The organism is Streptosporangium sp. NPDC023825 (assembly GCF_040639575.1).
Lineage (GTDB): Bacteria > Actinomycetota > Actinomycetes > Streptosporangiales > Streptosporangiaceae > Streptosporangium.
Genome location: NZ_JBFAAE010000033.1, coordinates 54,811 through 77,491 on the forward strand (window position 1 = coordinate 54,811; position 22,681 = coordinate 77,491).

A 22,681-nucleotide genomic window follows, 5' to 3' on the forward strand; every position below is an offset into this window, starting at 1 on the left:
CCGTCGTCCGCGGCGGCTCCGGCCGGCCGTCCCCGCAAGGAGGGAATGTTCTCTCACAGATCCACCACTCTCCGTGTCGGCGGCGGCGTTTCTCGTTACTCATGGCGATCACTGCTGGTAGTGGTGGCACATGCCGACACGACAATGGCGCCGCACGGCCGCCGCTCTCACCGTCCTGCCCGCCCTCCTCGTCACCCTCGCCGGGCCGGCGGCCGCCGCCGCGGTCAGGCTGCCCGAGCCGTCAGTCCCGCCGATCGCCCGCGCCGAGCTGAACCTGCTGACCGTCGCGGAGCCGCGGTCGACGGACGGCTACAGCCGGGACCGCTTCCCGCACTGGAGCACGCGCGCCGCGGCCTGTGACGCCCGCGAGACCGTGCTGGCGCGCGACGGCCAGAACGTGCAGCGCGACGACGCCTGCCGGGCGGTGTCGGGCTCCTGGTACTCGGCCTACGACGGGCGCACCCTCAGCTCGGCCGACGACGTCGACGTCAGCCACATCGTGCCCCTGGCCAACGCCTGGCGTTCCGGCGCCGACACCTGGACCGACGCCGAGCGCGAGAGTTTCGCCAACGATCTGGAACGGCCGCAGCTGCTCGCCGTCTCCGCCGCGTCGAACAGGAGCAGGGGCGACCAGGGACCCGAGTCGTGGAGGCCGCCGCTCGCCGCCTCCCGCTGCATGTACGCCCGAGCCTGGGCGGACGTGAAGTACCACTACCGCCTCACTGTCACCGCCGAGGAGAAGGCCGCCCTCGCCGAGATGCTCGACACCTGCCGGCCCCAGCCGGCCGGCGAGGGCCGTGGGTGAGCGACGTGACGAGCCGCGAACACTACGACAACCAGGTGCTCGCCGGGCCCGGCGGGGTGATGACCGACGAGGTGGGGGTCATCGCCGGTGATCTCGTCGTACGCACCGAGGTCCACGACGACCAGGCCCACGTCGCGGTGCAGTACCTCGGCGCGGAGGAGTGGTACACCCTGACCGGCAGTCCCGCCCCGCTGGCCGGCCACACCGGCGAGGAGGTGCACGAGGCGGTGCTGGCCGCTATCCAGGCGGGCCTGCCGGGCGGGCTCGGTTGAACGCCCCGGAGCTGCTCCGGGGCGGCCCAGGGGCTCAGGCCGGTCTGGCGAGCCGGGCGAAGGAGAGCACGACGACCGTCGACAGCAGCCAGCCCAGCAGGCCGGCCACGTTCAGCAGCGCCGAGGTCAGCGCCCCCGCCCGGCTGCGCGTCTCGGGGTACCACGTCGCGCGCTGGCCCAGCGAGATGAGCGGTACGACGGTGTCCACCGTGTAGAACAGCGGGTCGAAGCAGCGCACCTGCCCGTCCCCGCACGGCCCGGGACGGGCGCCGCGCCCCGCCGCGGTCGCCGTGCCGTCCGCCGGCGCCGCCACGTCGTCCACGGTGACCAGCCTGCCGTCCACCGCGTAGACGTTCCCGCGCGGATCGGTGGCCCGCAGGGTCTCCTGGACCGCGGGGCTCAGCATCATGACGCCGACCAGGGCGAGCAGGGCGCCCAGCAGCCACAGCACCCGGCCCGGCCGGTAGCCGTAGCCGACGGTGAGCCCGTAGAGCAGGTCGCGGGCGTTCCTGACCATCCGGCGCGGCGATCGGCCCTCCGGCGACGGCGCCCGCCTGGCCTGCCGGCGCTGCTCGATGAGCAGCCGTTCGGCCTCCGCGGGATGGCCGTGCTGGCGGAACACCCTGGCCGCCTGCTCGTACGGGCCGGCGTCGAAGGGGGCCATCCCGCGCAGCCAGTCGCGGCGGGCCCGCCAGTCCCAGGCGCCGTCGAAGCGGTCGTAGACGAATCCCGCGATCATCGAGTTTCGCGGCCACCCGGCCGGGTCGTCGGCGAGCAGCGTGGTGGACGCGCCGGTCAGGTCCACCAGCGGCGGGACCTCGGCCCAGCGCAGGCGCATGCCGCCGCGCGCCGTGGCCGACACCGCCTCGATCCCCCCGGCGAAGGTGCCGCGCTCGCAGTCGATCCGCCCCTCCACCGCGCACCGGTTCAGCAGCACCCGGCCCTCGGCGACGAAGCCCTCCTTGAGCAGGACCGACCCCCGTACCACCGCCTGCTGGAGCAGGAGCGCCTCGCCGCCCGGGTTGCGCAGCCGGGCGTGGTGGGCGTCCAGGGCGCCGCCGATCGTCGCGGAGCGGAACCGCAGCCTGCCGCCGACGGCCTCCATCTCCCGCAGGTCCACCATGCTGTCGACGACCACGCCCTGGGCCGCGATGAGCGAGTTCCTCTCCGGCAGGCTCCACCGGGTTCCCCGGAGAACGAGGCCGCCCCTGATGTGCGCCCCCGCCAGGCGCAGCGTGCCCTGGACCGCCGTCCCCTCCTCGACGAGGAGGCTGGAGCGCACCTCGGCGTTGGTCAGGTCGAGGGCGCGCCCTCCGCCGACCGTGAGCTCGCACCCCCGGTGGATCCGCACGGTGCTGAAGGAACCCATGGAAAGGTCCACGCCGCCGCCGATCCGGCACTCGCCCTCGACGCTGAGATCCCCGCCCACGAAAAGGCCGGGGGCGCTGATCGCGGTCCCGCCGTCGCGCCTGCTGGAGTATCCGGCGCCGCCGATCGCCCCGGTGGGCTCGAGGGTGGCGTCGCGGATCAGGAACTGGCCGGAGATCCGGGCGTTGCCCAGGTCGACGCGGCCGCGGATCAGCGGGCGGCGGCCCGTCTGGTCGTCGATGAGGAAGACGCTGCCGCCGATCTGCGCGTCGCCCAGGTCCAGGGCCAGCCCGCGGTCGGGACGGGTCAGCCGGGCGCCGGTCAGGTCGAGCGAGCCCGCCACCTGGACCCCCAGCAACCGCATCCCGCCGCGTGCCTCGAAGCCGTGCAGCAGCCGGATCGTCCCGCCGACCCGCATCCGGTCGGCCTGGACCGCCCGCATCGCGGAGTCGATGACCGTGTCCAGGCAGAGCAGGCGCCCGCCGATCTCCGACTCGCACAGCCAGACGGCCGCGCTGCGGGAGGTGCTGGCCGAGGTCCACAGGTCGCCGGTGACGCGCGACCTGGACAGGTCCAGGTCGCGGCGGACCCGCAGCCCGTTGGCCAGGACGCCCGGCACCGCGCAGCCGTCCAGCACCAGCAGGTGCAGGTCGGCCCCCTCCAGCAGAACCGGCCGGTCGAACACGCAGCCGGTGAAACGCAGGGGGAAGGGCACCTCCATCCCGCTCAGGTCGAGGTCGCCGCCGATTCTCGCGCCCTGGATCGCGAGCCCGCGCGGGTCTATCTCCTCGCGGCCGCGCCGGCACAGCTCACGGACCAGGCGGCCCTCGACGACGAGCTCCTCGCCGTCCCGCGCCCGCAGGACCCGGCCCTCCACACAGGCCCGCAACAGGGTCACCTCGTCGATCACGGTCACGCCGCGCGGCCTCCCGTCGGTCCAGGAGAAACAGGGGGAGCCGGCTCCTCGGCGGGAGCCGGCCCGGCCACCCTACCCAGGGGGCCCGGGTGTGGTCTCGGCGCGGCGACGGGGACGCCGGCCCCCTCGTCCGCCGTCGCGCCCGGTGCGGCCGGCGCCCGCTGTCGCGCCCGTCGCGCCCGTCGCGCCCGTCGCGCCCGGCGTCCCCGTCCCCGTGCGCGGTGGCCGCCGCCGCTGCCGTCCAGGCGGCGCCCAAGGCCGGTGCCTAGGCCGGTGGCGCGAGCCGTGTCACCTGGTCGCGGGCGTTCGCGTCGAGGTTCGCCTGGAGCAGCCCGTTGTCGACACCGGGGTCGCAGGCCGTCAGGACCCGGACGGCCGCGGGCGGTCCTTCCCGGTAGCCGAACAGGAGCAGGAGGGCGTCGCCCTGTGCGCCCTCGCCTGCGCGGCACACTTTCTCGATCGGCCGGGTGTCCAGGGAGTTCAGCGTCGCCGCCAGGGCCTCGGCCGTCGGCCCGCCGTGTTCCAGCCGGGGGGACCGCCCGTCGTACGGGGCCTGCCCGCAGACCAGGACCGAGACGGGTTCGCCGGGCACCATCCGCTCGTCCTGGCCCCGGCGCCCGGGGAACCCGTGGCAGGGGTCGTCCGGCCGCGCGGGGTTCCACACGCCGGTCCGGTAGGCGGCGGTGATGTCCGGCCCGACGTGCGAGCGGCTGCCGACGGTGCCGTTCGTCGTCGTCACGCAGGAGTTGACCTCCTCGGCGCTGCCCACCCACAGGGTTTCCCCGCGCGGATAGGCGAACCTGATGAGGTAGTTGGTCGTCGCCCCGCCCTTCTGCGCGCACGGGCCGCCGGGATCGGCCGTGGTCACCGGGAGGTAGCCCAGGTCGCGGGCCATGGCCCCGGCCTCGGCGGTCAGGATCCGGGAGCCGGCGAGCCGCTCGCCTCCCGGGCGCGCGTCGTCCCCCGGGTAGGCGCAGATCATCGCCGTGACCGGCTCTCCGGGGACGAGCGACTCCTCGACCCCGTCGAGGTCGGCGGCGGCGGGCACCCATCCGCCGGGCCCGTCGCCGCCCCAGCGTTCCGGGCACGACGCGGGCACGGACGACGGGGCGCGCACCGCCTGCGAGATCAGCGCGGCCGCCGCGCATACCGCGGTCACGGCCAGGGCGATGCGGACACTGCGGAGAAGTCTCACGATGCTGGAACGTCAATCCCCTGAGAAATGTTCGAACGGTGGTGGGAGGGAGCCGTGCGTCTCGCCGGCCCGGGGACCTCTCGCGAGATCTCCGCGCACGCGTCAGGTGCCGGGCGGCGTTCCGTCCTCCCGCCGGGAAGCGTCCTCCCACGGGAAGCGGACGGGAACGTCCTCCCACGGGAAGTGGACGGGAACGTCCTCCCGCGAGGAGTGGACGGGAACGCCGGGAGATCCCTCGTGTCCTGTCTCCCGGTCACTTCCTGGGAGCGAATCCGTGCCTGACCTCGCCCTTGTTGCAGCGCGGGCAGGGGCGGTACTGGCGAGGGAAGAAGGTGGCCTTCAGCGTGCCAGATCCGCTGCATTTGCGGCATTTTGATAGGTAGTTACGGATCCAATCGGAAATAACCCATATGGCGAGAACAGCGATGATGAGCAGCGCGGTTTCCACGGTGAACTCCACCTGGTGAGGGTTCCATGAGGCCTTCCCTCATAACACCCCGCGTTCGCGCCAACGCGTTACGTTTCGATGGACGGTATATCGCCTGCTCATATCGGTTGCGGCGACAGCCGAAATTGTGATTGCCCCTCTTGTGATGTTTTGGGGTGGGGCGGCGGGGGGTGCAGGCCGGTCGGCACCGGAGAAACCGGACGGCACCCCTTCATCCCCGCGCCCGCCCCCGGCTCCCCCCGTTGGAGCCGGGACCGGGACGCTCAGCCGGTCGCGAGGTGCTCGGCCTCGTGGTGCAGTACCTCGACCAGGATCAGTTCCAGACGGAGGTCCGGATCCGTGAGGTCGTCGGACGGTGTCATCGAATACCTCCAGCCTCGCCGGTGGGGACGCCCCGCCCGCCTCGGTGGTGTATCCGCCATACCAGGCCGGTATGAACCCGAGAGCCCCGCCCGGTGCTCCGCGCGGTCCCGCCCTCCGGTCCCCGGTGCCCTCAGGGGCGGCCGGGGAGCCTGTCAGTCGATTCCGGGTTCGGCCCAGAAGACCGTTCCCGAGCCGTGCAACCCGACGGGTCCGTGGGCGGCGGGGACGAAAACGGACTCGCCGGGCCGCAGGGTGTGCTCGCCGGTCTCGATCTCGCCCTCGGTGCACAGCAGGATGCGCGGCACCCCGCCCTCCAGGGTGAGGCCGGAACCCGGGACGGCCGTACCGAGACGGAACTCGGGGACGGGGGTCCGGTAGAGGTTGCCGACCGGCTCGACCCGCAGGGCCGGGGCCGAGGGGTCGGTGACCCGCAGCAGCTCCTCCACGTCCATCGGCTTGCCGGTCAGCCCGGCGCGCAGCACGTTGTCGGAGCCGCCCATGATCTCCACACCGAACCCGCTCAGGTAGCAGTGCAGGACCCCGGCGCCCAGGAAGAGCGCCTCGCCGGGCCGCAGCTCGTGGCGCCGCAGGAACAGCGGTGCCAGGCAGGCGGGGTCTTCCGGGTGGATCCCCGCCAGGCGTACGACCAGCTCGTTGTCGGGGCCCCCGGCGGCCGAGGCGGCCCGCGTGACGGCGGCCACGAGGTCCGCCCTGCCGTCCTTCGGCCACTCCACCAGCGCGCGCAGCGCGGCGGAGGCGTCCGCGGCGGCCAGCGGCGCGACGACGGGCTCCAGCTCCGCGACGCCCAGCCCGCCGATGAGGGCCGCCGCCTCCCGGGGAGGACGGAAACCGGCCAGCGCGGTGAACGGGGTCAGCGCGCAGATCAGCTCCGGCTTGGGGAACGGGTCGACGTAGGTGCCCCGGGCGAACCCCTCTCGCGCCTGCTCCTGCGAGGGGTGGACCTGGAGCGAGAGCGGCAGGTCCACGGCGATCAGCTTCAGCAGGTACGGCAACCGCGAGCCGAACCGCTCGACCGTCTCCTCGCCCAGCTCGGACACCGGGTCGGCGGCGACCGTCTCGGCGAGGGAGTGCCACGTCCCCCGGCGCAGCACCGACGAGGAGCCGGACGGGTGGGTGCCGAACCACATCTCCGCCTCGGGCAACTCCGCGGGGGAGGGGCGCCCGGCCAGCGTGGCGATCGCCGTGCGCGAACCCCAGTCGTAGTTCTTCACGGGGTTGCGAAGGAGGTCCGTCATGACGCCTCCACCGATGCGGGCGCGGCGGTGCCGGGCCGCCCGGGGCCGTTCTCCGGCCGTGAGGACAGCAGCGCGCGCGTGCCGCCGGGCCCGGCCTTGCCTGCCGCCGCGCGGGCGGCGGGGATGAAGGAGTCGTTCATGGTCCTCTGTGTCCGTGTGAGTCCGTGAGCGGGAACCGAAATGCCGCAGAACGCCGATGTTACGCGTCCTCGACGTCGTACGGCCGCCGGGGCGTGCCAAGACACCGTACGGCCGGCAGGGCGTGCGCCAAGATCTGGTGCCGGATCGCGGACCGGCACCCTGGAGCCCGTCCCGGCCTGCCGGCCGCGTCTGCGGCCCCCACTCTCACCCCGCTCCCGCCAAGCCCACCGCGTCTCCGGGTCCGACGTCCTCCGGGCCGCCGCCGCGGGCGCGGTACCGGGAGTTCGTGGCACCCTTCGCCGTCTCCGGTGGCCGGAAGTGGCCAGACCGGCCGGTCACCGGACTGACGGGTGCCCACCTGGGACAACCCGGCCACGGGGCCCCGGACGGTTCCGCGGAAGGCCGTGCGCGCCCTCACGGCGCACGGCGGCGGGTTCACAACGGGCCGGCGGTCCTGAAGACTCCGCTGGGGAGCACCCGCCACGCGTGCCGTTCCTCCGGGAGCCGCCCCAGGACGAGGCGGGGCCACGGAAGGGTGAGGTGAGCATGCGTTCGCTCGGCATCGAGGGTGCGTGGGTGTTCGAACCGAAGGTGTTCCTCGACGACCGGGGCGGTTTCCACGAGTGGTTCCGCCTGGAGGCCTTCCGCGAGACCACCGGCCAGGCCCTGGCCCTCTCGCAGGCGAACTACTCGGTCTCACGCCGGGGGACGCTGCGTGGCGTACATTTCGCCGACGTCCCACCCAGTCAGGCTAAATACATTAAATGTGTCAAAGGTGCGGTTTTTGATGTGGTCGTGGACATCCGCGTCGGGTCGCCCACCTTCGGGCGGTGGGAATCGGTGATCCTGGACGACGAGGACCACCGGGCCGTCTACGTCTCCGAGGGGCTCGGCCACGCCTTCATGGCGCTGACCGACGAGGCGATCGTGGTGTACCTCTGCTCCGAGGGATACGCGCCGGGACGCGAGCACGGGGTCGATCCGCTGGACCCGGAGCTGGGGATCGAGTGGCCCTCGGAGGTGGCGCCGCTGCTGTCGGACAAGGACGCGAAGGCCCCCACCCTCGCCGAGGCCCGGCGGCAGGGCCTGCTCCCCGCGTACGAGGAGTGCGGCCGGCTCTACGCCAGGCTCCGGGGCTGAGGAGGCGCCTCGCTGTCACGGGGGTTCGGCGGCCGAGGCCTCCGAACCCGTCCGGTGGCCCTCTATCAGGACGGCGAGACCGTCGAGGAGGCGCCGCAGCCCGAACTCGAACCACTCGTCGAGGTCGATCGCGTCGCCCCGCTCCCCGTGGAGCCTGGACAGCATCGGGAACCGGCCGGACTCCAGGATCTCCTGGAGCATCGGGGCCTGCAGGGCGCGCCACTGCCTCGTGGTGACACCGGTGCGCCGCTCGCTCTCCACCTCGTTGACGAGCAGCAGGGCCCAGCCCTGCACGTGGGCGCTCACCATGATGGCCACCCGGTGCATCGTCATCAGGTCCAGGCCGAGACCGTCGACGGCCCGCATCGACCGTTCGACGTCGGCCAGCACGTTCGGCCCGAGCGGCGGGTGGGGCGTGGCGATGACCCGCAGCACCCACGGGTGCCTGGAGTACATCGCCCACTCCCGCCTCGCGGCGAGCTCGAGTCCCGCACGCCAGTCTCCGGGGAGGGGGGCCGGGGGCGGGTTCTCGCCGAAGACGGCCTCGACCATCAGCTCGATCAGGGTGTCCTTGCCCGGTACGTAGCGGTACAGCGACATCGTGCCCGCCCCCAGTTCGGCCGCGACGCGGCGCATCGACAGCGCGTCCAGTCCCTCGGCGTCGGCGACGCGGATCGCGGTGCGGACGATCCGCCCGGTGCTCAGCCCGTCCCGCGGCTCACGACGCTCCGGCTCGGCCTCCGCCGTCGGTCCGGTTTCCGCCGCCCGGCCGTCTTCTTCGGCGGGCTTCGCCCGCCCGGCCCGTGCGAGCGTGCCGGAGGCGTCGCGGGCGGGCGCGGGGGAGGGCCCGGGCGGGGTGGCGGCCCGCCCGGCCGCCCTGGTCCGGTACGCCCGCGCCTGGCACGCCCGCGAGCAGTATCGGGGACGCCGCCCCCGGCGCGCCGCGTTCAGGGGTTCCCCGCACTGTACGCACGTCGGCATGCGTCGCCCTCGCTCTATTACGTCACTTCCGGCTGTTGGTGACGAAATTCTAGCACGCGTTTTTGTGACGTAATGGCCGTGGCCGGATGAGATTGATGTGACGAAATTTCCGGCGGGATGAAAAGAAAGCCCTATTTATGCCAGTTTGGAACGCGAATCTTGAGTGCCGATCGGATCATTGATGGATTCCGATAATCGTGCGTACGATGTATGCGTCCAGGTGCGTATGTTGTACTCGCGGAAGGTCGGGATTCATGCTGAAAGGTGCGGCCGGGAGGCGGGAGTGGCTCGGGCTCGCGGTGCTGGTGCTGCCCGTGCTGCTCGTCTCGGTGACGGTGACGGTGCTGTACTTCGCGCTGCCCTTCCTGAGCGCGGACCTCGCGCCCACCGGATCCCAGCTGCTGTGGATCGTCGACGTCTACGCGTTCCTGCTGGCGGGCCTGCTGGTCGCGATGGGCGCCCTGGGCGACAGGATCGGCCGCCGCAGGCTGCTGCTGATCGGCGCGGCCGTCTTCGGCGTCACGTCCGTCGCCGCCGCGTACGCTCCCAGCGCCGAGCTGCTCATCGCGGCCCGCGCCCTGCAGGGGGCCGCGGCGGCGAGCCTGATGCCGCCGACCCTGGCGCTGATCCGCGACATGTTCCGCGACCCGCGGCAGCGCCGGACGGCCGTCGCGCTGTGGGCCGCGAGCTTCGCGGGGGGAAGCGTGCTCGGGCCGATCGCGGGCGGGTGGCTGCTGGAGCGCTTCTGGTGGGGGTCGGTCTTCCTGATCAGCGTTCCGGTCATGGTCCTGCTGCTGATCCTGGGCCCCTTCCTGCTGCCCGAGCACCGGGCCCCGGCCTCGGGAGGGTTCGACCTGCCCGGTGCCGCGCTGTCGCTGGCCGCGGTGCTGCCGGTGGTGTACGGCATCAAGCAGCTCGCCACCGGCGGCCCGGCTCCGGTGGCGGTGCTCGCGGTCGCCGCGGGGCTGGCGCTCGGCGCCGCGTTCCTGCGCAGGCAGCGCGGCCTGGCCGACCCCATGCTCGACACGCGGCTGTTCGCCGACCGGGGCTTCACCCTGCCGCTGGTCACGAGCACGCTCGCCGTCTTCGCGCTGGTGGGCCTGTTCTACTTCGTCGCGCAGTACCTGCAGCTGGTGCTCGGGCTGCGGCCGCTGGTGGCCGGGCTGCTGACGCTGCCCGCGGCCGGCATGGCACTGGTCGGCTCGCTCCTGGCCGCGGGGATCTCGCGCTGGATCCGCCCCGGGTACATCCTGGGCGCGGGCATGGCGCTCGCCGCCGCGGGGTTCCTGGTGACGAGCACGCTCGACGCGGACTCCGGCCGGTGGCTGCTCGTCACCGGACTGCTCCTGCCGGGAGCGGGGATCGGCGCGGTGCAGGCCCTGGCCTCCGGGATGATCGTCGACGCCGCCCCGCCGGAGCGCGCGGGCTCGGCCTCGGCGGTCCTGGAGGCCGCCACCGAGCTCGGCGGGGCGCTCGGCGTCGCGATCCTGGGCAGCGTGGGCCTGGCCGTCTACCGGGACCGGTTCGCCGCCACGGCCCCAGGGGACCTGCGCCCCGGCGACTCGGGGGCGGCCGGGGAGGGACTGGGCGGGGCGGCCGGGGTCGCCGCCCGGCTGCCGGAACAGGCCGCGGCGGAACTGCTCGACGTCGCCCGCACCGCCTTCACCGCAGGGATGCAGGTCGCCGCGCTCCTGTGCGCCGCCCTCATGGTGACGGCGGCGGCGTCGGCCGCGATCCTGCTCCGGACGGTGCGGGCGGATCCCGGAGAACCGACGCCTCGACGCCTTCGACAGCGGTGATCGCGCCGTACGCGAGCAGCCGTACCAGGTCGGCGTCGTCCGGATGACCGGCGCGCCAGGCCGCGACGTCGGCGTCGGTGACGCGGTACGGCGCCAGCGCGGCGAGCAGGGCGAGCCGCGCCCCCGGCCGGTCGGCGGCGGGCAGGTCCGCCGGCGGCCCGGCCGGCCACCCGCCGCCCATCGCGGGATGCTCGCCGTCCCACCCGCCGACGGTCTCCAGCACGGCCGCGCGGGCCCGCTCGCCGAGCAGCGCCCGGCCCGCGCCCGCCGCCTCCCGCAGCGCGGCGAAGGCGGTGCCCACCGGCGTGCCCGCCGCCCAGGCGGGCTCCGGGGTCGTGGCCGGCCCCGCCAGCAGGGGAAGGCTCTCACCGGCCGGCCGCCGCCTGCGCACGGTCCGGGCCAGCACCCTGCCGCCCAGGCTGCGGACCAGCCGGGAGTCCTGCAGCCTGCCGGGCAGCATGCTGTCGGCCAGCAGGGCCGAGGCGATGCGGTTGATGAAGTGGAAGGTCAGGGCGGTGCCGACGTACTCGGCGGTGTGCTCCTCAGGAAACGGCCACCCGCGGGGCGGCCGCGCAGTGCCCGCCGTGCGGGTGGCCGTGGCCCAGCCGAGGAGCGCGGCGTGCCCGGGGTCGGCGGGCGTGCCGCCGCGCGCGATGACCTCGGCCAGTTCGTGGTCGCCGGTGGCGTGCAGGAGGGTGGTGTGCGCGGCCACGCAGTACGGGCACCGGTTGGCCACGGACACGCCGAGCGCGACCACCTCCCTGCCCGTCCTGGAGGCGGGCCCGGCCACGAGCGACTCGCGCAGCAGCGCCCAGGTGGCGGCGAGCAGGTCGGGCGCGGGGGAGAGCGTCATGAGGACGGGCATCCTCGCGAGGCCGAAGTCGGTGGCCGCCTGGCCGTAGACATCGGCGATCCGGCCGGTCGCGGCCTCGGGCGTGACGGGAGTCACGTATCGGAAGGTGTTCGCCATCTGCCGTCGTTCCCATCGTGGTGGGTGGCCGGAATTCCGCCGGCCGGTCCGGTGAGCCGATGGTCGCCGACCCGCCCGTCGCCGGGCGTCGCACCGGCGGATGCTCCCGGGCCCGGCACCGGGGGCGTAGCGGCCCCGGGACTACTTCACCGGGAGTAGCCCCGGCCCCCTCTCCACGGAGGAGGCGGCGAACGCGGCGCCCGGTCTACTGTTCGAACATGAGTCGCATGCGCGGATGGCGCCGTCACGTGCGCGGGTGGCGGGGGCGCGCGCACGGATGGCGCGACCGGGTGCGCGGACGAGGTGATCGCGGGCCGGTGCCGGACGCGGCGCTCGCCGGGGGGATCGCCCTGCTGCTGGTGGCGGGCACGCTCGCCGGGCCCGCGCAGGGCGCCCCGCACGGGCCGGCCGAGTACGCGCTGCTGCTCGCCGGCGCCCTGTCGCTCGCGGTCCGGCGCCGCTTCCCCGCCGTGGTCGCGCTGGTCACCGCGGTGTGCATGACCGCCTACTCCGTGCGGGCCGGCACCGGGCCCCCGGCGGCCTTCCCGGTGCTGGTGGCCGTCTACACCGCGGTCCTGACGGGCCGCCGCGCCGCCGCGGTGGCCGCGAGTGCCGTGTTCCTGGGCGGCGACCTGGCGGCCGGCCTGTCGTCCGGATCCGGAGGGGTCTCGCAGGACTCCACCGGCCTGCTGGTCGGCTGGTTCGTCGCCGCGGGCGTCATGGGCGTGGTCTCCCGCCACCGCGGGGACGACCTGAGACGGGCGGAGGACCGCGCCGCCGAGGCGGAACGCACCCGCGAGGAGACGGCCCGCCGCCGCGCGGACGAGGAACGGCTGCGGATCGCCAGGGAACTGCACGACTCGCTCACCCACAGCATCTCCGTGATCAAGGTGCAGGCCGGGGTCGCGGTCCACCTCGCCCGCAAGCGGGGTGAGGAGGTGCCCGGGCCGCTGCTCGCCATCCAGGAGGCCAGCGGGGAGGCCATGCGGGAACTGCGCGCCACCCTGGAGGTGCTGCGGGACGACGGGCCGCCCGGCAGCGGGCTCGACCGCCTCGCCGAACTGGTCGAGCGGTCCCGGGCGACGGGCCTGCCCGCGACCGTGGTCGTGGACGGGGAGCGGCGGGCGCTCTCGGCGGACGTCGACCGCACCGCGTACCGGATCGTCCAGGAGGCGCTCACCAACGCCGCCAGGCACGCCGGTCCCGCGGTGGCGTCGGTGCGCATCACCTACGGGACGAAGGAGCTGACCGTGCAGATCGACGACGACGGCAGGGCGGCGCCCGGCACCGACCCGGTGCCCGGGGTCGGGCTGAGCGGCATGCGCGAGAGGGTCACCGCGCTCGGCGGGCGGCTGCGCGCGGGCCCCCGCTCCGAGGGCGGCTTCCGCGTCCGCGCCGAGCTCCCCGTGGACGGTCCCGCGTGACGCGCGCCCGCGCCGGGCTCTCGCCGGAGGTCGCCCCGTGATCCGCATGCTGCTCGTCGACGACCAGGCGCTCATCCGCGCGGGATTTCGCGCCCTGCTCGACGCCGAGGACGACATCGAGGTGGTGGCCGAGGCGGCCGACGGGCTGCGGGGCGTCGCGCTGGCCGTCCGGCACGTCCCCGACGTCGTGCTCCTCGACATCCAGATGCCCGTGCTCGACGGCATCGAGGCGACCCGGCGGATCGCCGCCGACCCGGGCCTGGCCGGGGTGCACGTCGTGATCCTGACCAACTACGGGCTCGACGAGTACGTCTTCGACGCCCTGCGCGCGGGCGCGGCCGGTTTCCTGGTCAAGGACACCGAACCCGAGGACCTGCTGCACGGTGTCCGGGTGGCCGCGCGGGGGGACGCCCTGCTCTCGCCCGCCATCACCCGCAAGCTGATCGGCCAGTACGTCTCCCGGCCCCCCGGCGTGGACGCGGACGACGCGCTGAAGGTCCTCACCAGGCGCGAGCGGGAGGTCGTGGCACTGGTCGCCCGGGGCCTCAGCAACGACGAGATCGCCGCGCACATGGTGATCAGCCCGTTCACCGCCAAGACCCACGTCAGCCGCGCCATGGTCAAAACCGGTGCCCGCGACCGTGCCCAGCTCGTCGTCCTCGCCTACGAGTCGGGCCTGGTCGCGCCCCGGTCCGCGGGCGGCCCGCAGCCGGCCTGACCCGGGCGGCCGCGGGTGTTCAGCGGGTGAAGTCGGCGGCCCGTCCCGCGACGAACTCCTCCACCGTCGTCGCGGGCCTTCCGGTGATCGCCTCGACGTCCCCGGTCGCCCGGTCGTAACGGTTCAGGCGGTGCAGGCGCGCCATGGTGATGATGTGCTCCTCGGTGTGCGCGGGGAGCCCGGCGGGGGAGAGGACCTCCTCGACCCAGGTGTCGAGCGGGACGTCCACGTAAGTGATCTTCCTCCCCAGCGCCCGGGAGTACTCCTCGGCGACACCGGTCATCTCCTGGGACCGGGGCCCGGTCAGCTCGTAGACGTTCCCGAGGTGCGGCCGCGGGTTCTCCAGGATCGTGGCGACGACGGCCGAGACGTCGCCGGCCGCGACCGGTGACGTGCGGCCGGTGCCGAAGGGAAGCCGGATGGTCCCGCTGCCGGCGATGGAGCGCGCGGCCAGCGTCGTGAACATCGGGTTCTCGAGGAAGGAGGTGGGCCGGACGTGCACGACCGGAAGCCCGGACCAGTCGAGCACCCGCTCCGACAGCCAGTGCAGCCGCTGCTGGTGGGACTCCTCGGTGCTCAGCGCGTTCATCTGGGACACGGTCATCTGCGAGATGCCGACCAGGGCCTCCAGGGCGCCCACCGCGCGGGCGACCGTCGCGACGGTCGCGGCGGCCTCCAGGTACGACGGCGACACGCTCATGCTGAAGAACATCCGGGAACAGCCGTCGAGGGCGGCCGCCACGTCGCCGGGCCGGGTGAGGTCACCGATCACGACCTGGGCCCCGAGGGCGCGCAGGGTGTCCGCGCGCTCGTCGTCGCGGTGCGCCATCGCCCGGACGGGCAGGCCGTGTCCGCGCAGCAGCCCGACCACGGTGCGGCCGACGCCGCCGATGGCCCCGCCGGCGCCGGTGACGAGGATGGGATCGCCGTCGGCCATCGCCGTGCCCCCTTCGCTACGAAGCGGTGGCGCCAGGCGCCCCGGCCGTGGATCACGAAGTGCCCGGCGTCCTGACGTACCGTGCCTGAGACGTTACTCCAGGACACGGTGTCGCCCCGTCACCGGGTCGCCGGACCTGGCGCCGGGGGGGCGACGCGGCGGGCGACGCCGGTGGAGGTGATCCGGGGGCGTCCGCCCCGGCGGATCCGGAGGCCGGGCGCACCTCCCGGCCGGTCCGAACCGCGGCGGGCGGAGGGAAACGACCTTCCAAAAGATCAAAAGGGTCCCGGAGGAACTCCGGAACCCTCTTGCGCCAGTCGAAACGTGGTGGACGATACAGGGATTGAACCTGTGACCTCTTCCGTGTCAGGGAAGCGCTCTCCCGCTGAGCTAATCGTCCTCGCCGAAAACCAGAGGTGGAGACGGGATTTGAACCCGTGTAGACGGCTTTGCAGGCCGTTGCCTCGCCTCTCGGCCACTCCACCGAGTGGGGGGCGCATGCCCCTTTTCCGAGCGGAAGACGGGATTCGAACCCGCGACCCTCACCTTGGCAAGGTGATGCTCTACCACTGAGCCACTTCCGCGTGTCTCCGGGACCGGCCCGGACTCACGGTGAGAACTCTAGCGAATACCCGGCGACTCCCCAAACCGAATACGACCGGTATCTTGAGATGTAAGGAGCCAGCAAGGGTTTCACCAGTTACCAGTGCTCCCCCCTACGCGAGAGAGTTGGCAGCATGCGCGACGACGAGGTCGTGAACATCGGGCCGGAGCCGCTGAGCTTCGAGGAGGTCGTCAGGGTCGCCAGGCACGGTGCCCCCGTACGCCTCGGCGACGACGCCGTGGCCGCCATGGCGGCGGCCCGCACCCGGGTGGACGAGCTGGCCGAGAGCCCCACCCCCGCCTACGGCGTCTCCACCGGGTTCGGCGCCCTCGCCACCCGGCACATCGACCCCTCGCTCCGCGCCCAGCTGCAGCGGTCCCTCGTACGCTCGCACGCCGCCGGGTCGGGACCCGAGGTCGAGACCGAGGTCACCCGGGCGATGATGTTGCTGCGCCTGCACACCCTGGCCACCGGCCACACCGGCGTGCGCCCGAAGACGGCCAAGGTGCTGGAGAGCCTGCTCAACGCGCGGATCACCCCCGTCGTGCACGAGTACGGAAGCCTCGGCTGCTCCGGCGACCTCGCGCCGCTCTCCCACGTGGCCCTCACGATCATGGGCGAGGGCGTCGTCCGCGACGCCGCGGGGGAGCGGGCCGACGCCGCGGAGGCGCTCAAGCGGGCGGGCATCGAACCCGTGGAACTGGTGGCCAAGGAGGGGCTCGCGCTCATCAACGGCACCGACGGCATGCTCGGCATGCTCATCCTGGCCATGGACGACCTCGCCCGCCTGTTCAAAACCGCCGACGTGAGCGCGGCCATGAGCGTGGAGGCGCTCCTGGGCACCGACCGCGTCTTCGCCGCCGACCTGCAGGCCCTGCGCCCGCACCCCGGGCAGGCCGCCAGCGCCGCCAACCTCAGGGCCCTGCTCGGCGGCTCGCAGATCATGGAGTCCCACCGGGACGGCACCTGCACCCGCGTCCAGGACGCGTACTCCCTCAGGTGCGCCCCGCAGGTCGCCGGGGCCGCCCGAGACACCCTGGCGCACGCCGCCGTGGTCGCCGGGCGGGAGCTTGCCTCCGCGATCGACAACCCGGTGGTCCTGGCCGACGGCCGGGTGGAGTCCAACGGCAACTTCCACGGAGCCCCCGTCGGCTACGTGCTCGACTTCCTGGCCATCGCGGTCGCCGACATGGCGAGCATCTCCGAGCGCCGCACCGACCGCATGCTGGACGTGGCCCGCAGCCACGGCCTGCCCGCCTTCCTCGCGGACGACCCCGGCGTCGACTCCGGCCACATGATCGCCCAGTACACCCAGGCGGCGGTGGTCTCCGAGCTCAAGCGCCTGGCCGCGCCCGCCAGCGTCGACTCCATCCCGAGCTCCGCCATGCAGGAGGACCACGTCTCCATGGGCTGGTCGGCCGCGCGCAAGCTGCGCCGCTCGGTGGACGGCCTCACCCGGGTGCTCGCGGTGGAGGTTCTCACCGCCGCGCGGGCCCTGGACCTGCGCGCTCCGCTGCGGCCCGCCCCGGCGACCGGGGCCGTGGTGGACGCGCTGCGCCAGTCCGTCCCCGGTCCCGGCCCCGACCGCTTCCTCGCGCCGGAGATCGAGACGGTGGTCCAGCTCGTCGCGGCCAACGCGGTCGTCGCCGCCGCCGAGAAGGTCACCGGCCCCCTGTCGTAGGCCTCCGGCACCCGGCGGGCCCGGTACGGCGGCACGGTGGCCCCGCCGTCACGGCCCGTCGCCGTCACCGGCCCGCGGGGAGGGCGGCGATCACCTCCACCTCGATGAGCAGCCCCGGCCGGAACAGCCGCGAGACCTCCACGGTCGTGCTGGCCGGGGGTTCGCCGGTGATGAAACGCTCGCGCACGGCCCCGTACTCCCGCAGCAGCGACATGTCGGTGAGGTGACTCCGGATGTGGGTCACGTCGTCGAACGTGCAGCCCTGGTCGGCGAGGACGCGTGACAGCAGGTCCATCACGTATTCGGACTGGCGCGTCATGTCCCCCTCGCCGACCACCCGCCCCTCCTCGTCCAGCGCCACCTGCCCCGAGACGAACAGCAGGCCCGCGGCCCTGGTGGCGTGGGAGTAGAGCCCGTTGGTGGCGGGCACCGCGGCCGGGTTCAGTTTCTCCACGCCGGTACGGCCCCCCGGCCGGTCCGCCCCGGTGGGACCGGCCGCGGCGACGTGCGTGAAGATCGCTGTCAGGTCCGCCCCGCCGAGCCCGGCCGCCACCGCGCCCGCCAGCCTGGCCCCTGCCGCGGCGGCGAGCGTCTGGGTCCCGTGCGCGGCCAGCTCCATGTCCTTGGCCGCCAGGCCGAGGGCGTAGCGCGTCCCGTACGGGCCGCTCTCGACGGCCGGGCGGACCCGTTCGACGAGCGGCCCCAGCGGCGTGCCACCGAGCACGTCCAGCAGGATCGCGGTGTCCACCCCGGTCGCCTCCGCGTACGCGACGGTCTCGGCGAGCAGCACCTGGGCGGGCACCAGCGCGCTCATCACGGCGAGCTTCATCGCCGCCCCCGCCCCGGGGCCGCCGGCCTCGATCACCCGGCCGAACACCTCCAGCGCCTCCCGGCAGCGGGCCAGGTCCCCGGGCAGGCCCCCGGCCAGCACCACCAAGGTGCCGTCCGCGGCCGGCCCCACGCTGCCCAGGACCGGCGCGTCGACCAGACCCACCCCCGGGGGAAGCAGGCCGCGCAGCCCGGCCACCGCCTCGGGCCCGATCGTCGACATCTCCGCGACCACCGTCCCGGGCCGCAGTCCCGGTGCCGCGTCCGCGATCACCCGCCTGGCCGCCGCGGGGTCGGCGAGCATCGTGACGACCAGCTCCGCGCCCGCCACGGCCTCGGCGGGCGACGCCGCCGTGGCGGCCCCCTCGACCGCGCGGGGGGTGCGGTTCCAGGTCGTCACCGCGTGCCCGGCGGCCACGAGCCGCCGGGCCATCGGGGCGCCCATGCGCCCCAGACCGAGAAAGGAGATCATGCGCTCCACGCTATGGACCCGGAAGGCATTCCACCAGCGACTAGATTGCATACGAGCCATGCGAGGGAGGAATGTGTTCGACGTCGAAGGTCTGCGCCTGCTGGACGCCGTGGCCCGAACCGGGTCGTTCACCGCGGCCGCCGCCAGGCTCAACTACACCCAGTCGGCCGTGTCCCGCCGCATCGCCACCCTCGAACACCGCGCGGGCGGCCCGCTGTTCGAGCGGCTGCCGCGCGGGGTGCGGCTCACGCCCGCCGGTGAGGCGCTGCACCACCACGCCCAGGTCGTCCTGAACCGGCTGACCAGGGCGGAGGAGGAGCTGGCCGGGATCCACGGCGGCTACCGGGGGCGGCTGCGGGTGGGGGCGTTCGCCACCGCCAACGTCGCGCTCGTGCCCGGCGCCCTGCGCGCGTTCCGCGAGGACTTCCCCGAGGTCGAGCTCGTCCCGATCGAGGGGCCCAGCGGGAGCCTGCTGCGCCGCATGCGCGAGGGCGGCCTGGACGTCGCGGTGGTCAGCGACTACCCGTCCGAGCTGCCCCGCGAGGAGGAGGTCGAGCTGGTCGAGCTGGCCGACGACGAGCTGCTCGTCGCGCTGCCCCGCGATCACCGGCTGGCGGCGGAGGAGGTCGTCGACCTGCGCGAGCTGCGGGAGGCGACCTGGATCGAGGCGCCCCCGCCCGGCCGGGCCACCGCGCTCGCCGCGGCCTGCGCCCGCGCCGGGTTCGCGCCCCGCGCCACGGTCAGGATCGCCGAGTGGACGGGCAAGTTCGGGTTCGTCGCGGCCGGGCTCGGCGTCACGCTCGTGCCCGCCATCGCCGCCTACGCCGTACCGGCGGATCTGGTGCTCCGCTCCCTCGGCGACCTCGCCCCGCGCCGGACCGTCCACGCGGCGCTGCCGCCCACCCCGCTGCCCGCAGCCCGCACCCTGGTGCGGCTGCTCGCCGAGCGGGCGGGACAATGGGGCGGTGCATGACTCTTTCGCGCACGTCACCGGATATCTGGCCACCGGCCTCCGGGACCTCACCACCGATCTCTCCGCGCTGGACGGCGAGGGATGGTGGGCCGTCGTGGTCGACTACGAGGGCAAGGTGACGTGCGCCAGGTTCGGGGACGTCCGCAGGGCCCCGCTGCCCGCCCCGCGCGGCCCCTGGCGCGGACCGCACCCGTCGTCGTGGCGCACCTCCCTCGACCGGGCCGCGTACGAGGACGGCGTGCGGCGCATCCGCGCCTACATCGAGCAAGGTGAGGTCTACCAGGCCAACCTGTGCCGGGTGCTGAGCGCGCCGCTCCCCCCGGGGCGGGATCCGGACCCGCTCGCCCTGGCCGTGCGGCTGGCGGAGGGCAACCCCGCCCCCTACGCCGCCACGGTGAGCCTGCCGGGGCTGAGCGTCGTGTCGGCCTCCCCGGAGCTCTTCCTGTCCAGGGACGGCGACGTGATCGAGTCCAGGCCGATCAAGGGGACCGGGGTCACCGCGGCGAACCTGCTGGAGAAGGACTACGCGGAGAACGTGATGATCGTCGATCTCGTCCGCAACGACCTGGGCAGGGTCGCCGCGGTCGGTTCGGTGAGCGTGCCCGCCCTGTGCGAGGTGGAGGAGCACCCCGGTCTCGTGCACCTGGTCTCCACGGTCCGGGCACGCCTGGCGCCCGAGTACGGGTGGCCGGAGCTGTTCTCCGCGACCTTCCCGCCGGGATCGGTGACCGGCGCCCCGAAATCCTCGGCCCTGCGAATCATCGATGAACTCGAACCCGAGCCGCGCGGGCCCTACTGTGGAACCGTGGGCTGGGTCGACGCCGACCGCAGGCGGGCGTCCCTGGCCGTGGGGATCCGCACGTTCTGGCTGTCCTCCGACGAGATCCGCTTCGGTACGGGCGCGGGCATAACCTGGGGTAGCGATCCGCGACGCGAGTGGGACGAGACCGAGCTGAAGGCCTCCCGGCTCATCGCGCTGGCATCAACATCAGGTTCAGAAGGAGTCGCATGAACGTACCCATATGGCTTAACGGGGCACTGGTCTCTCCGGATCAGGCCGTCGTCTCGGTGTTCGACCACGGCCTGATGGTCGGTGACGGGGTGTTCGAGACGATCAAGTGCATGGACGGCGCCACGTTCGCGCTCACCCGCCACCTCGACCGGCTCACGCTCTCGGCACGGCGGATGGACCTGCCCGACCCCGACGTGGCCGCGATCGCCGACGGGATCCGCGCCTGCCTGGCCGAGGCCCCGCCGTGGCGGCTCGGCCGCGTCCGTGTCACCTACACCAGCGGCCCGGGGCCGCTCGGTTCCGACCGGGGTGACCAGGGCTGCACGACCGTGGTGATCGCCGACGAGCAGAAGGCGTTCCCGGCCACCGCCGACGTCACCGTCGTGCCCTGGCCGCGCAACGAGCGCGGCGCGCTCGCCGGGGTGAAGAGCACCTCCTACGGCGACAACGCCAAGGCCCTCTTCTACGCCAAGGCGAGGGGCGGCGGCGAGGCGATCTTCGAGAACCTCGCGGGAAACCTCTGCGAGGGCACCGGCAGCAACATCTTCGTCGTACGCGACGGGCGGCTGCTCACCCCCACGCTCGCCTCGGGCTGCCTGGCCGGGGTCACCCGCGCGCTCGCCCTGGAGTGGTGCGGGGGCATCGAGGAGGACGTCCCGCTCTCGGCCCTGTACGAGGCCGAGGAGGCGTTCCTGACCTCCACCACCCGTGACATCCAGCCGATCCGCGCGGTCGACCGGACCGTGCTGCCCGCCGCGCCCGGCCCGATCACCGCCAAGGCCATGCAGGTCTTCGCCGAGCGCTCCGCCGCCGACCTCGATCCCTGAGCCCGGCTCCCCGCGCTCCGTTCCCGGTTCCGCGTTCCCGGCTCCGGTGAGGGCGTGCCCCACCGGAACCGGGAGCCGGCCGTCGGGCCGGTCACGGACCGGCGGGCTAGTAGGACACCTGGGTCTGCGCGTTCAGCTCCTTGATCCTGACCTTGGCGGCCGGGTCGGTCAGCGGGTCGTCGATACGGAGCACGTCCAGGCCCTTGGTGATGTCACTCGAGTAGATGTGGCCGTTGTAGTAGTACGCCGACCAGGAGCCGCCGAGCCCCTGCACCGGGCCCCGCTCGAAGAAGCCGATCTCCCGGGGCTTGGTCGCGTCGGTGAAGTCCCAGACCGACACCCCGCCCTGGTACCACGACTGGACCATGATGTCCTTGCCCGGCACCGGCAGCAGCGATCCGTTGTGCGCGACGCAGTTCTCCTCGGGCGACTGCTCCCTGGGGATCTTGAAGTAGCCGCGGAGCGTGAGCCTGCGGTCCTTGCCGAGGTCGTACACGGCGTTGGCCCCCTTGGTCTTCGGGGTGTTGGCGTCGCAGGTCGCGCTCACGCCGCCGCCCAGCTCGTCCCCGAAGACGATCTTGGTGGCGTCGTTGTTGAACGTCGCCGAGTGCCAGATGGCGAAGTTCTCCTTGTCGCTCACGTGCTGGAGGACCTTGGGGTTGACCCGGTCGGAGATGTCCATCAGGATCCCGTCGCCGAAGCAGGCGGCGGCGGCGAGGTCCTTCTCCGGGTAGACCGTGAGGTCGTGGCAGCCGCCGATGGCCCCCTCGACGGCCTCGTCGGAGAGGGCCGGCTGCGAGACCACCTTCGCGGTCTTCGGGGCCTTGACCGGCACCTCGACCACGGAGATCTTGTTGTGCGGGGGCGGGCAGGTCGCCGTGCCGGGCTCGGGGCCGGGGGAGGAGATGTAGAGGTAGACCTTGTCCGGGCTCTTGCCGGGGACGAGCGTGTGGGTGTGCGAGCCGCAGTCGGTCTGGACCGCCGAGACGAACTTGGGGTTGGCCTTGTCCTCGATGTCGAAGATCCGGATGCCCTCCCAGGCGTCCGACTCCGGCTCGCCGCGCTGGGCGTCGCACTCCGGGCCGACCCGGGCGGAGTCGATCGACAGGAACAGCAGGTTCCCGCTCACCGAGATGTCGTTCTGCTCCCCGGGACAGAGGACCTGGCTGGCGATCGAGGGCTTCGACGGGTCGGAGATGTCGAAGACGCTGAAGCCGTCGAAGTTGCCGACGAACGCGTAGTCGCCCTGGAAGGCCAGGTCGGTGCCCCACGCCTGGGGCCCGTCGAGCGGGGCGCTGGGAGGCACGTTGGCCAGGTGCGTGATGTTGTCGCTGTGCGTCCCGTCCCCCGAGATCCCGGCGGCGGGGGTCTCCGCCACCTGCTCCGAGGGGCTCGGGCTCGCCGGGGTGGACGCGGCCGCCGCGGACGGTGGTGAGGCCGAGGGGGTCGGATCCGCCCCGCACCCTGCCACGAGAAGTAGCGCCGCCAGGACGAATGCCACGATCGGTCGCACGTTGCCCCCATTACGTCGGTCCACTTGCCCCATTATTG

General features: G+C 73.7%; 20 protein-coding genes and 3 tRNA genes. 10 read left to right on the forward strand and 13 right to left on the reverse strand.

What is annotated here, in order from left to right; translation table 11 throughout:
- The first annotated feature begins 130 nt into the window (after nucleotides 1-130).
- Both AB0G15_RS26115 and AB0G15_RS26120 read left to right on the forward strand, forming a co-directional pair.
- Nucleotides 131-805 carry an HNH endonuclease family protein gene (locus AB0G15_RS26115; protein ID WP_362844630.1) on the forward strand — a complete coding sequence of 225 codons (675 nt, stop codon included), beginning with the start codon at nucleotides 131-133 and terminating at the stop codon, nucleotides 803-805.
- A gap of 5 nt (nucleotides 806-810) precedes the next feature.
- Nucleotides 811-1,077 carry a hypothetical protein gene (locus AB0G15_RS26120; protein WP_362844633.1) on the forward strand — a complete coding sequence of 89 codons (267 nt, stop codon included), beginning with the start codon at nucleotides 811-813 and terminating at the stop codon, nucleotides 1,075-1,077.
- 34 nt (nucleotides 1,078-1,111) lie between these two features.
- Here the strand turns inward: AB0G15_RS26120 and AB0G15_RS26125 are convergent, their stop codons facing one another.
- From AB0G15_RS26125 to AB0G15_RS26145, 5 genes are all read right to left on the reverse strand, one after another.
- Complete coding sequence (locus AB0G15_RS26125) at nucleotides 1,112-3,361, reverse strand: hypothetical protein (RefSeq protein ID WP_362844636.1); 2,250 nt, start codon at nucleotides 3,359-3,361, stop codon at nucleotides 1,112-1,114.
- A gap of 265 nt (nucleotides 3,362-3,626) precedes the next feature.
- The gene (locus AB0G15_RS26130) at nucleotides 3,627-4,556 is read right to left on the reverse strand and encodes a hypothetical protein (protein WP_362844639.1); all 930 of its coding nucleotides are present in this window, start codon (nucleotides 4,554-4,556) and stop codon (nucleotides 3,627-3,629) included.
- A 253-nt stretch (nucleotides 4,557-4,809) separates the two neighbouring features.
- Entirely contained in the window at nucleotides 4,810-5,016 is a 207-nt protein-coding gene (locus AB0G15_RS26135; RefSeq protein WP_362675714.1) for a hypothetical protein, read from the reverse strand.
- Nucleotides 5,017-5,519: 503 nt separating this feature from the next.
- The gene (gene manA / locus AB0G15_RS26140; RefSeq protein WP_362844642.1) at nucleotides 5,520-6,623 is read right to left on the reverse strand and encodes a mannose-6-phosphate isomerase, class I; all 1,104 of its coding nucleotides are present in this window, start codon (nucleotides 6,621-6,623) and stop codon (nucleotides 5,520-5,522) included.
- On the reverse strand, nucleotides 6,620-6,763 hold the full coding sequence (locus AB0G15_RS26145) for a hypothetical protein (protein WP_362844644.1): 144 nt from the start codon (nucleotides 6,761-6,763) through the stop codon (nucleotides 6,620-6,622). Before AB0G15_RS26145 ends, manA begins: the two co-directional genes overlap by 4 nt.
- A 547-nt stretch (nucleotides 6,764-7,310) precedes the next feature.
- On the opposite strand from AB0G15_RS26145, the gene rfbC reads away from it, so the two are divergent.
- Nucleotides 7,311-7,904: a dTDP-4-dehydrorhamnose 3,5-epimerase gene (rfbC, locus tag AB0G15_RS26150; RefSeq protein WP_362844699.1), complete on the forward strand. Its 594-nt coding sequence runs from the start codon at nucleotides 7,311-7,313 to the stop codon at nucleotides 7,902-7,904.
- Nucleotides 7,905-7,919: 15 nt separating this feature from the next.
- On the opposite strand, the gene AB0G15_RS26155 is transcribed toward rfbC, so the two are convergent.
- Nucleotides 7,920-8,885 (reverse strand): TetR/AcrR family transcriptional regulator, encoded by a 966-nt coding sequence (locus tag AB0G15_RS26155; protein ID WP_362844647.1) that lies wholly within the window; start codon nucleotides 8,883-8,885, stop codon nucleotides 7,920-7,922.
- 254 nt (nucleotides 8,886-9,139) lie between these two features.
- Between AB0G15_RS26155 and AB0G15_RS26160 the strand changes: the two genes are divergently transcribed.
- Nucleotides 9,140-10,684: an MFS transporter gene (locus tag AB0G15_RS26160; protein WP_362844650.1), complete on the forward strand. Its 1,545-nt coding sequence runs from the start codon at nucleotides 9,140-9,142 to the stop codon at nucleotides 10,682-10,684.
- Here AB0G15_RS26160 and AB0G15_RS26165 read toward each other — a convergent pair.
- Entirely contained in the window at nucleotides 10,590-11,633 is a 1,044-nt protein-coding gene (locus AB0G15_RS26165; RefSeq protein WP_362844653.1) for a carboxymuconolactone decarboxylase family protein, read from the reverse strand. The two genes, AB0G15_RS26160 and AB0G15_RS26165, sit on opposite strands and share 95 nt — an antisense overlap.
- Nucleotides 11,634-11,872: 239 nt before the next feature.
- Between AB0G15_RS26165 and AB0G15_RS26170 the strand changes: the two genes are divergently transcribed.
- Nucleotides 11,873-13,078, forward strand: a complete 1,206-nt coding sequence (locus AB0G15_RS26170; RefSeq protein ID WP_362844656.1) for a sensor histidine kinase — start codon at nucleotides 11,873-11,875, stop codon at nucleotides 13,076-13,078.
- Between the two features lie 37 nt (nucleotides 13,079-13,115).
- Nucleotides 13,116-13,796, forward strand: a complete 681-nt coding sequence (locus AB0G15_RS26175) for a response regulator transcription factor (protein WP_362844659.1) — start codon at nucleotides 13,116-13,118, stop codon at nucleotides 13,794-13,796.
- 19 nt (nucleotides 13,797-13,815) lie between these two features.
- Here the strand turns inward: AB0G15_RS26175 and AB0G15_RS26180 are convergent, their stop codons facing one another.
- The 4 genes from AB0G15_RS26180 to AB0G15_RS26195 all read right to left on the reverse strand — a co-directional run bounded on the left by AB0G15_RS26180 (nucleotide 13,816) and on the right by AB0G15_RS26195 (nucleotide 15,317).
- Entirely contained in the window at nucleotides 13,816-14,733 is a 918-nt protein-coding gene (locus tag AB0G15_RS26180; RefSeq protein WP_362844662.1) for an NAD(P)H-binding protein, read from the reverse strand.
- A gap of 325 nt (nucleotides 14,734-15,058) precedes the next feature.
- Nucleotides 15,059-15,133 (reverse strand) — tRNA-Val (locus AB0G15_RS26185).
- Nucleotides 15,134-15,147: 14 nt separating this feature from the next.
- A tRNA-Cys gene (locus tag AB0G15_RS26190) sits at nucleotides 15,148-15,218 on the reverse strand.
- A gap of 27 nt (nucleotides 15,219-15,245) precedes the next feature.
- A tRNA-Gly gene (locus tag AB0G15_RS26195) sits at nucleotides 15,246-15,317 on the reverse strand.
- 153 nt (nucleotides 15,318-15,470) lie between these two features.
- Here AB0G15_RS26195 and hutH point away from each other — a divergent pair.
- The gene (gene hutH, locus AB0G15_RS26200) at nucleotides 15,471-17,018 is read left to right on the forward strand and encodes a histidine ammonia-lyase (protein WP_362844664.1); all 1,548 of its coding nucleotides are present in this window, start codon (nucleotides 15,471-15,473) and stop codon (nucleotides 17,016-17,018) included.
- Between the two features lie 64 nt (nucleotides 17,019-17,082).
- Here the strand turns inward: hutH and AB0G15_RS26205 are convergent, their stop codons facing one another.
- Entirely contained in the window at nucleotides 17,083-18,318 is a 1,236-nt protein-coding gene (locus AB0G15_RS26205) for an NAD(P)-binding domain-containing protein (protein WP_362844666.1), read from the reverse strand.
- 73 nt (nucleotides 18,319-18,391) lie between these two features.
- Here AB0G15_RS26205 and AB0G15_RS26210 point away from each other — a divergent pair, with 73 nt between their 5' ends.
- From AB0G15_RS26210 to AB0G15_RS26220, 3 genes are read left to right on the forward strand one after another with little or no spacing between them, the layout of a single operon-like run.
- Complete coding sequence (locus tag AB0G15_RS26210) at nucleotides 18,392-19,291, forward strand: LysR family transcriptional regulator (RefSeq protein ID WP_362844668.1); 900 nt, start codon at nucleotides 18,392-18,394, stop codon at nucleotides 19,289-19,291.
- Nucleotides 19,284-20,303 carry a chorismate-binding protein gene (locus AB0G15_RS26215; RefSeq protein WP_362844670.1) on the forward strand — a complete coding sequence of 340 codons (1,020 nt, stop codon included), beginning with the start codon at nucleotides 19,284-19,286 and terminating at the stop codon, nucleotides 20,301-20,303. Before AB0G15_RS26210 ends, AB0G15_RS26215 begins: the two co-directional genes overlap by 8 nt.
- Nucleotides 20,300-21,130: an aminotransferase class IV gene (locus AB0G15_RS26220; protein WP_362844672.1), complete on the forward strand. Its 831-nt coding sequence runs from the start codon at nucleotides 20,300-20,302 to the stop codon at nucleotides 21,128-21,130. Before AB0G15_RS26215 ends, AB0G15_RS26220 begins: the two co-directional genes overlap by 4 nt.
- A 106-nt stretch (nucleotides 21,131-21,236) precedes the next feature.
- Here AB0G15_RS26220 and AB0G15_RS26225 read toward each other — a convergent pair whose 3' ends face one another.
- Entirely contained in the window at nucleotides 21,237-22,667 is a 1,431-nt protein-coding gene (locus AB0G15_RS26225; RefSeq protein ID WP_362844675.1) for a hypothetical protein, read from the reverse strand.
- Nucleotides 22,668-22,681 lie beyond the last annotated feature (14 nt).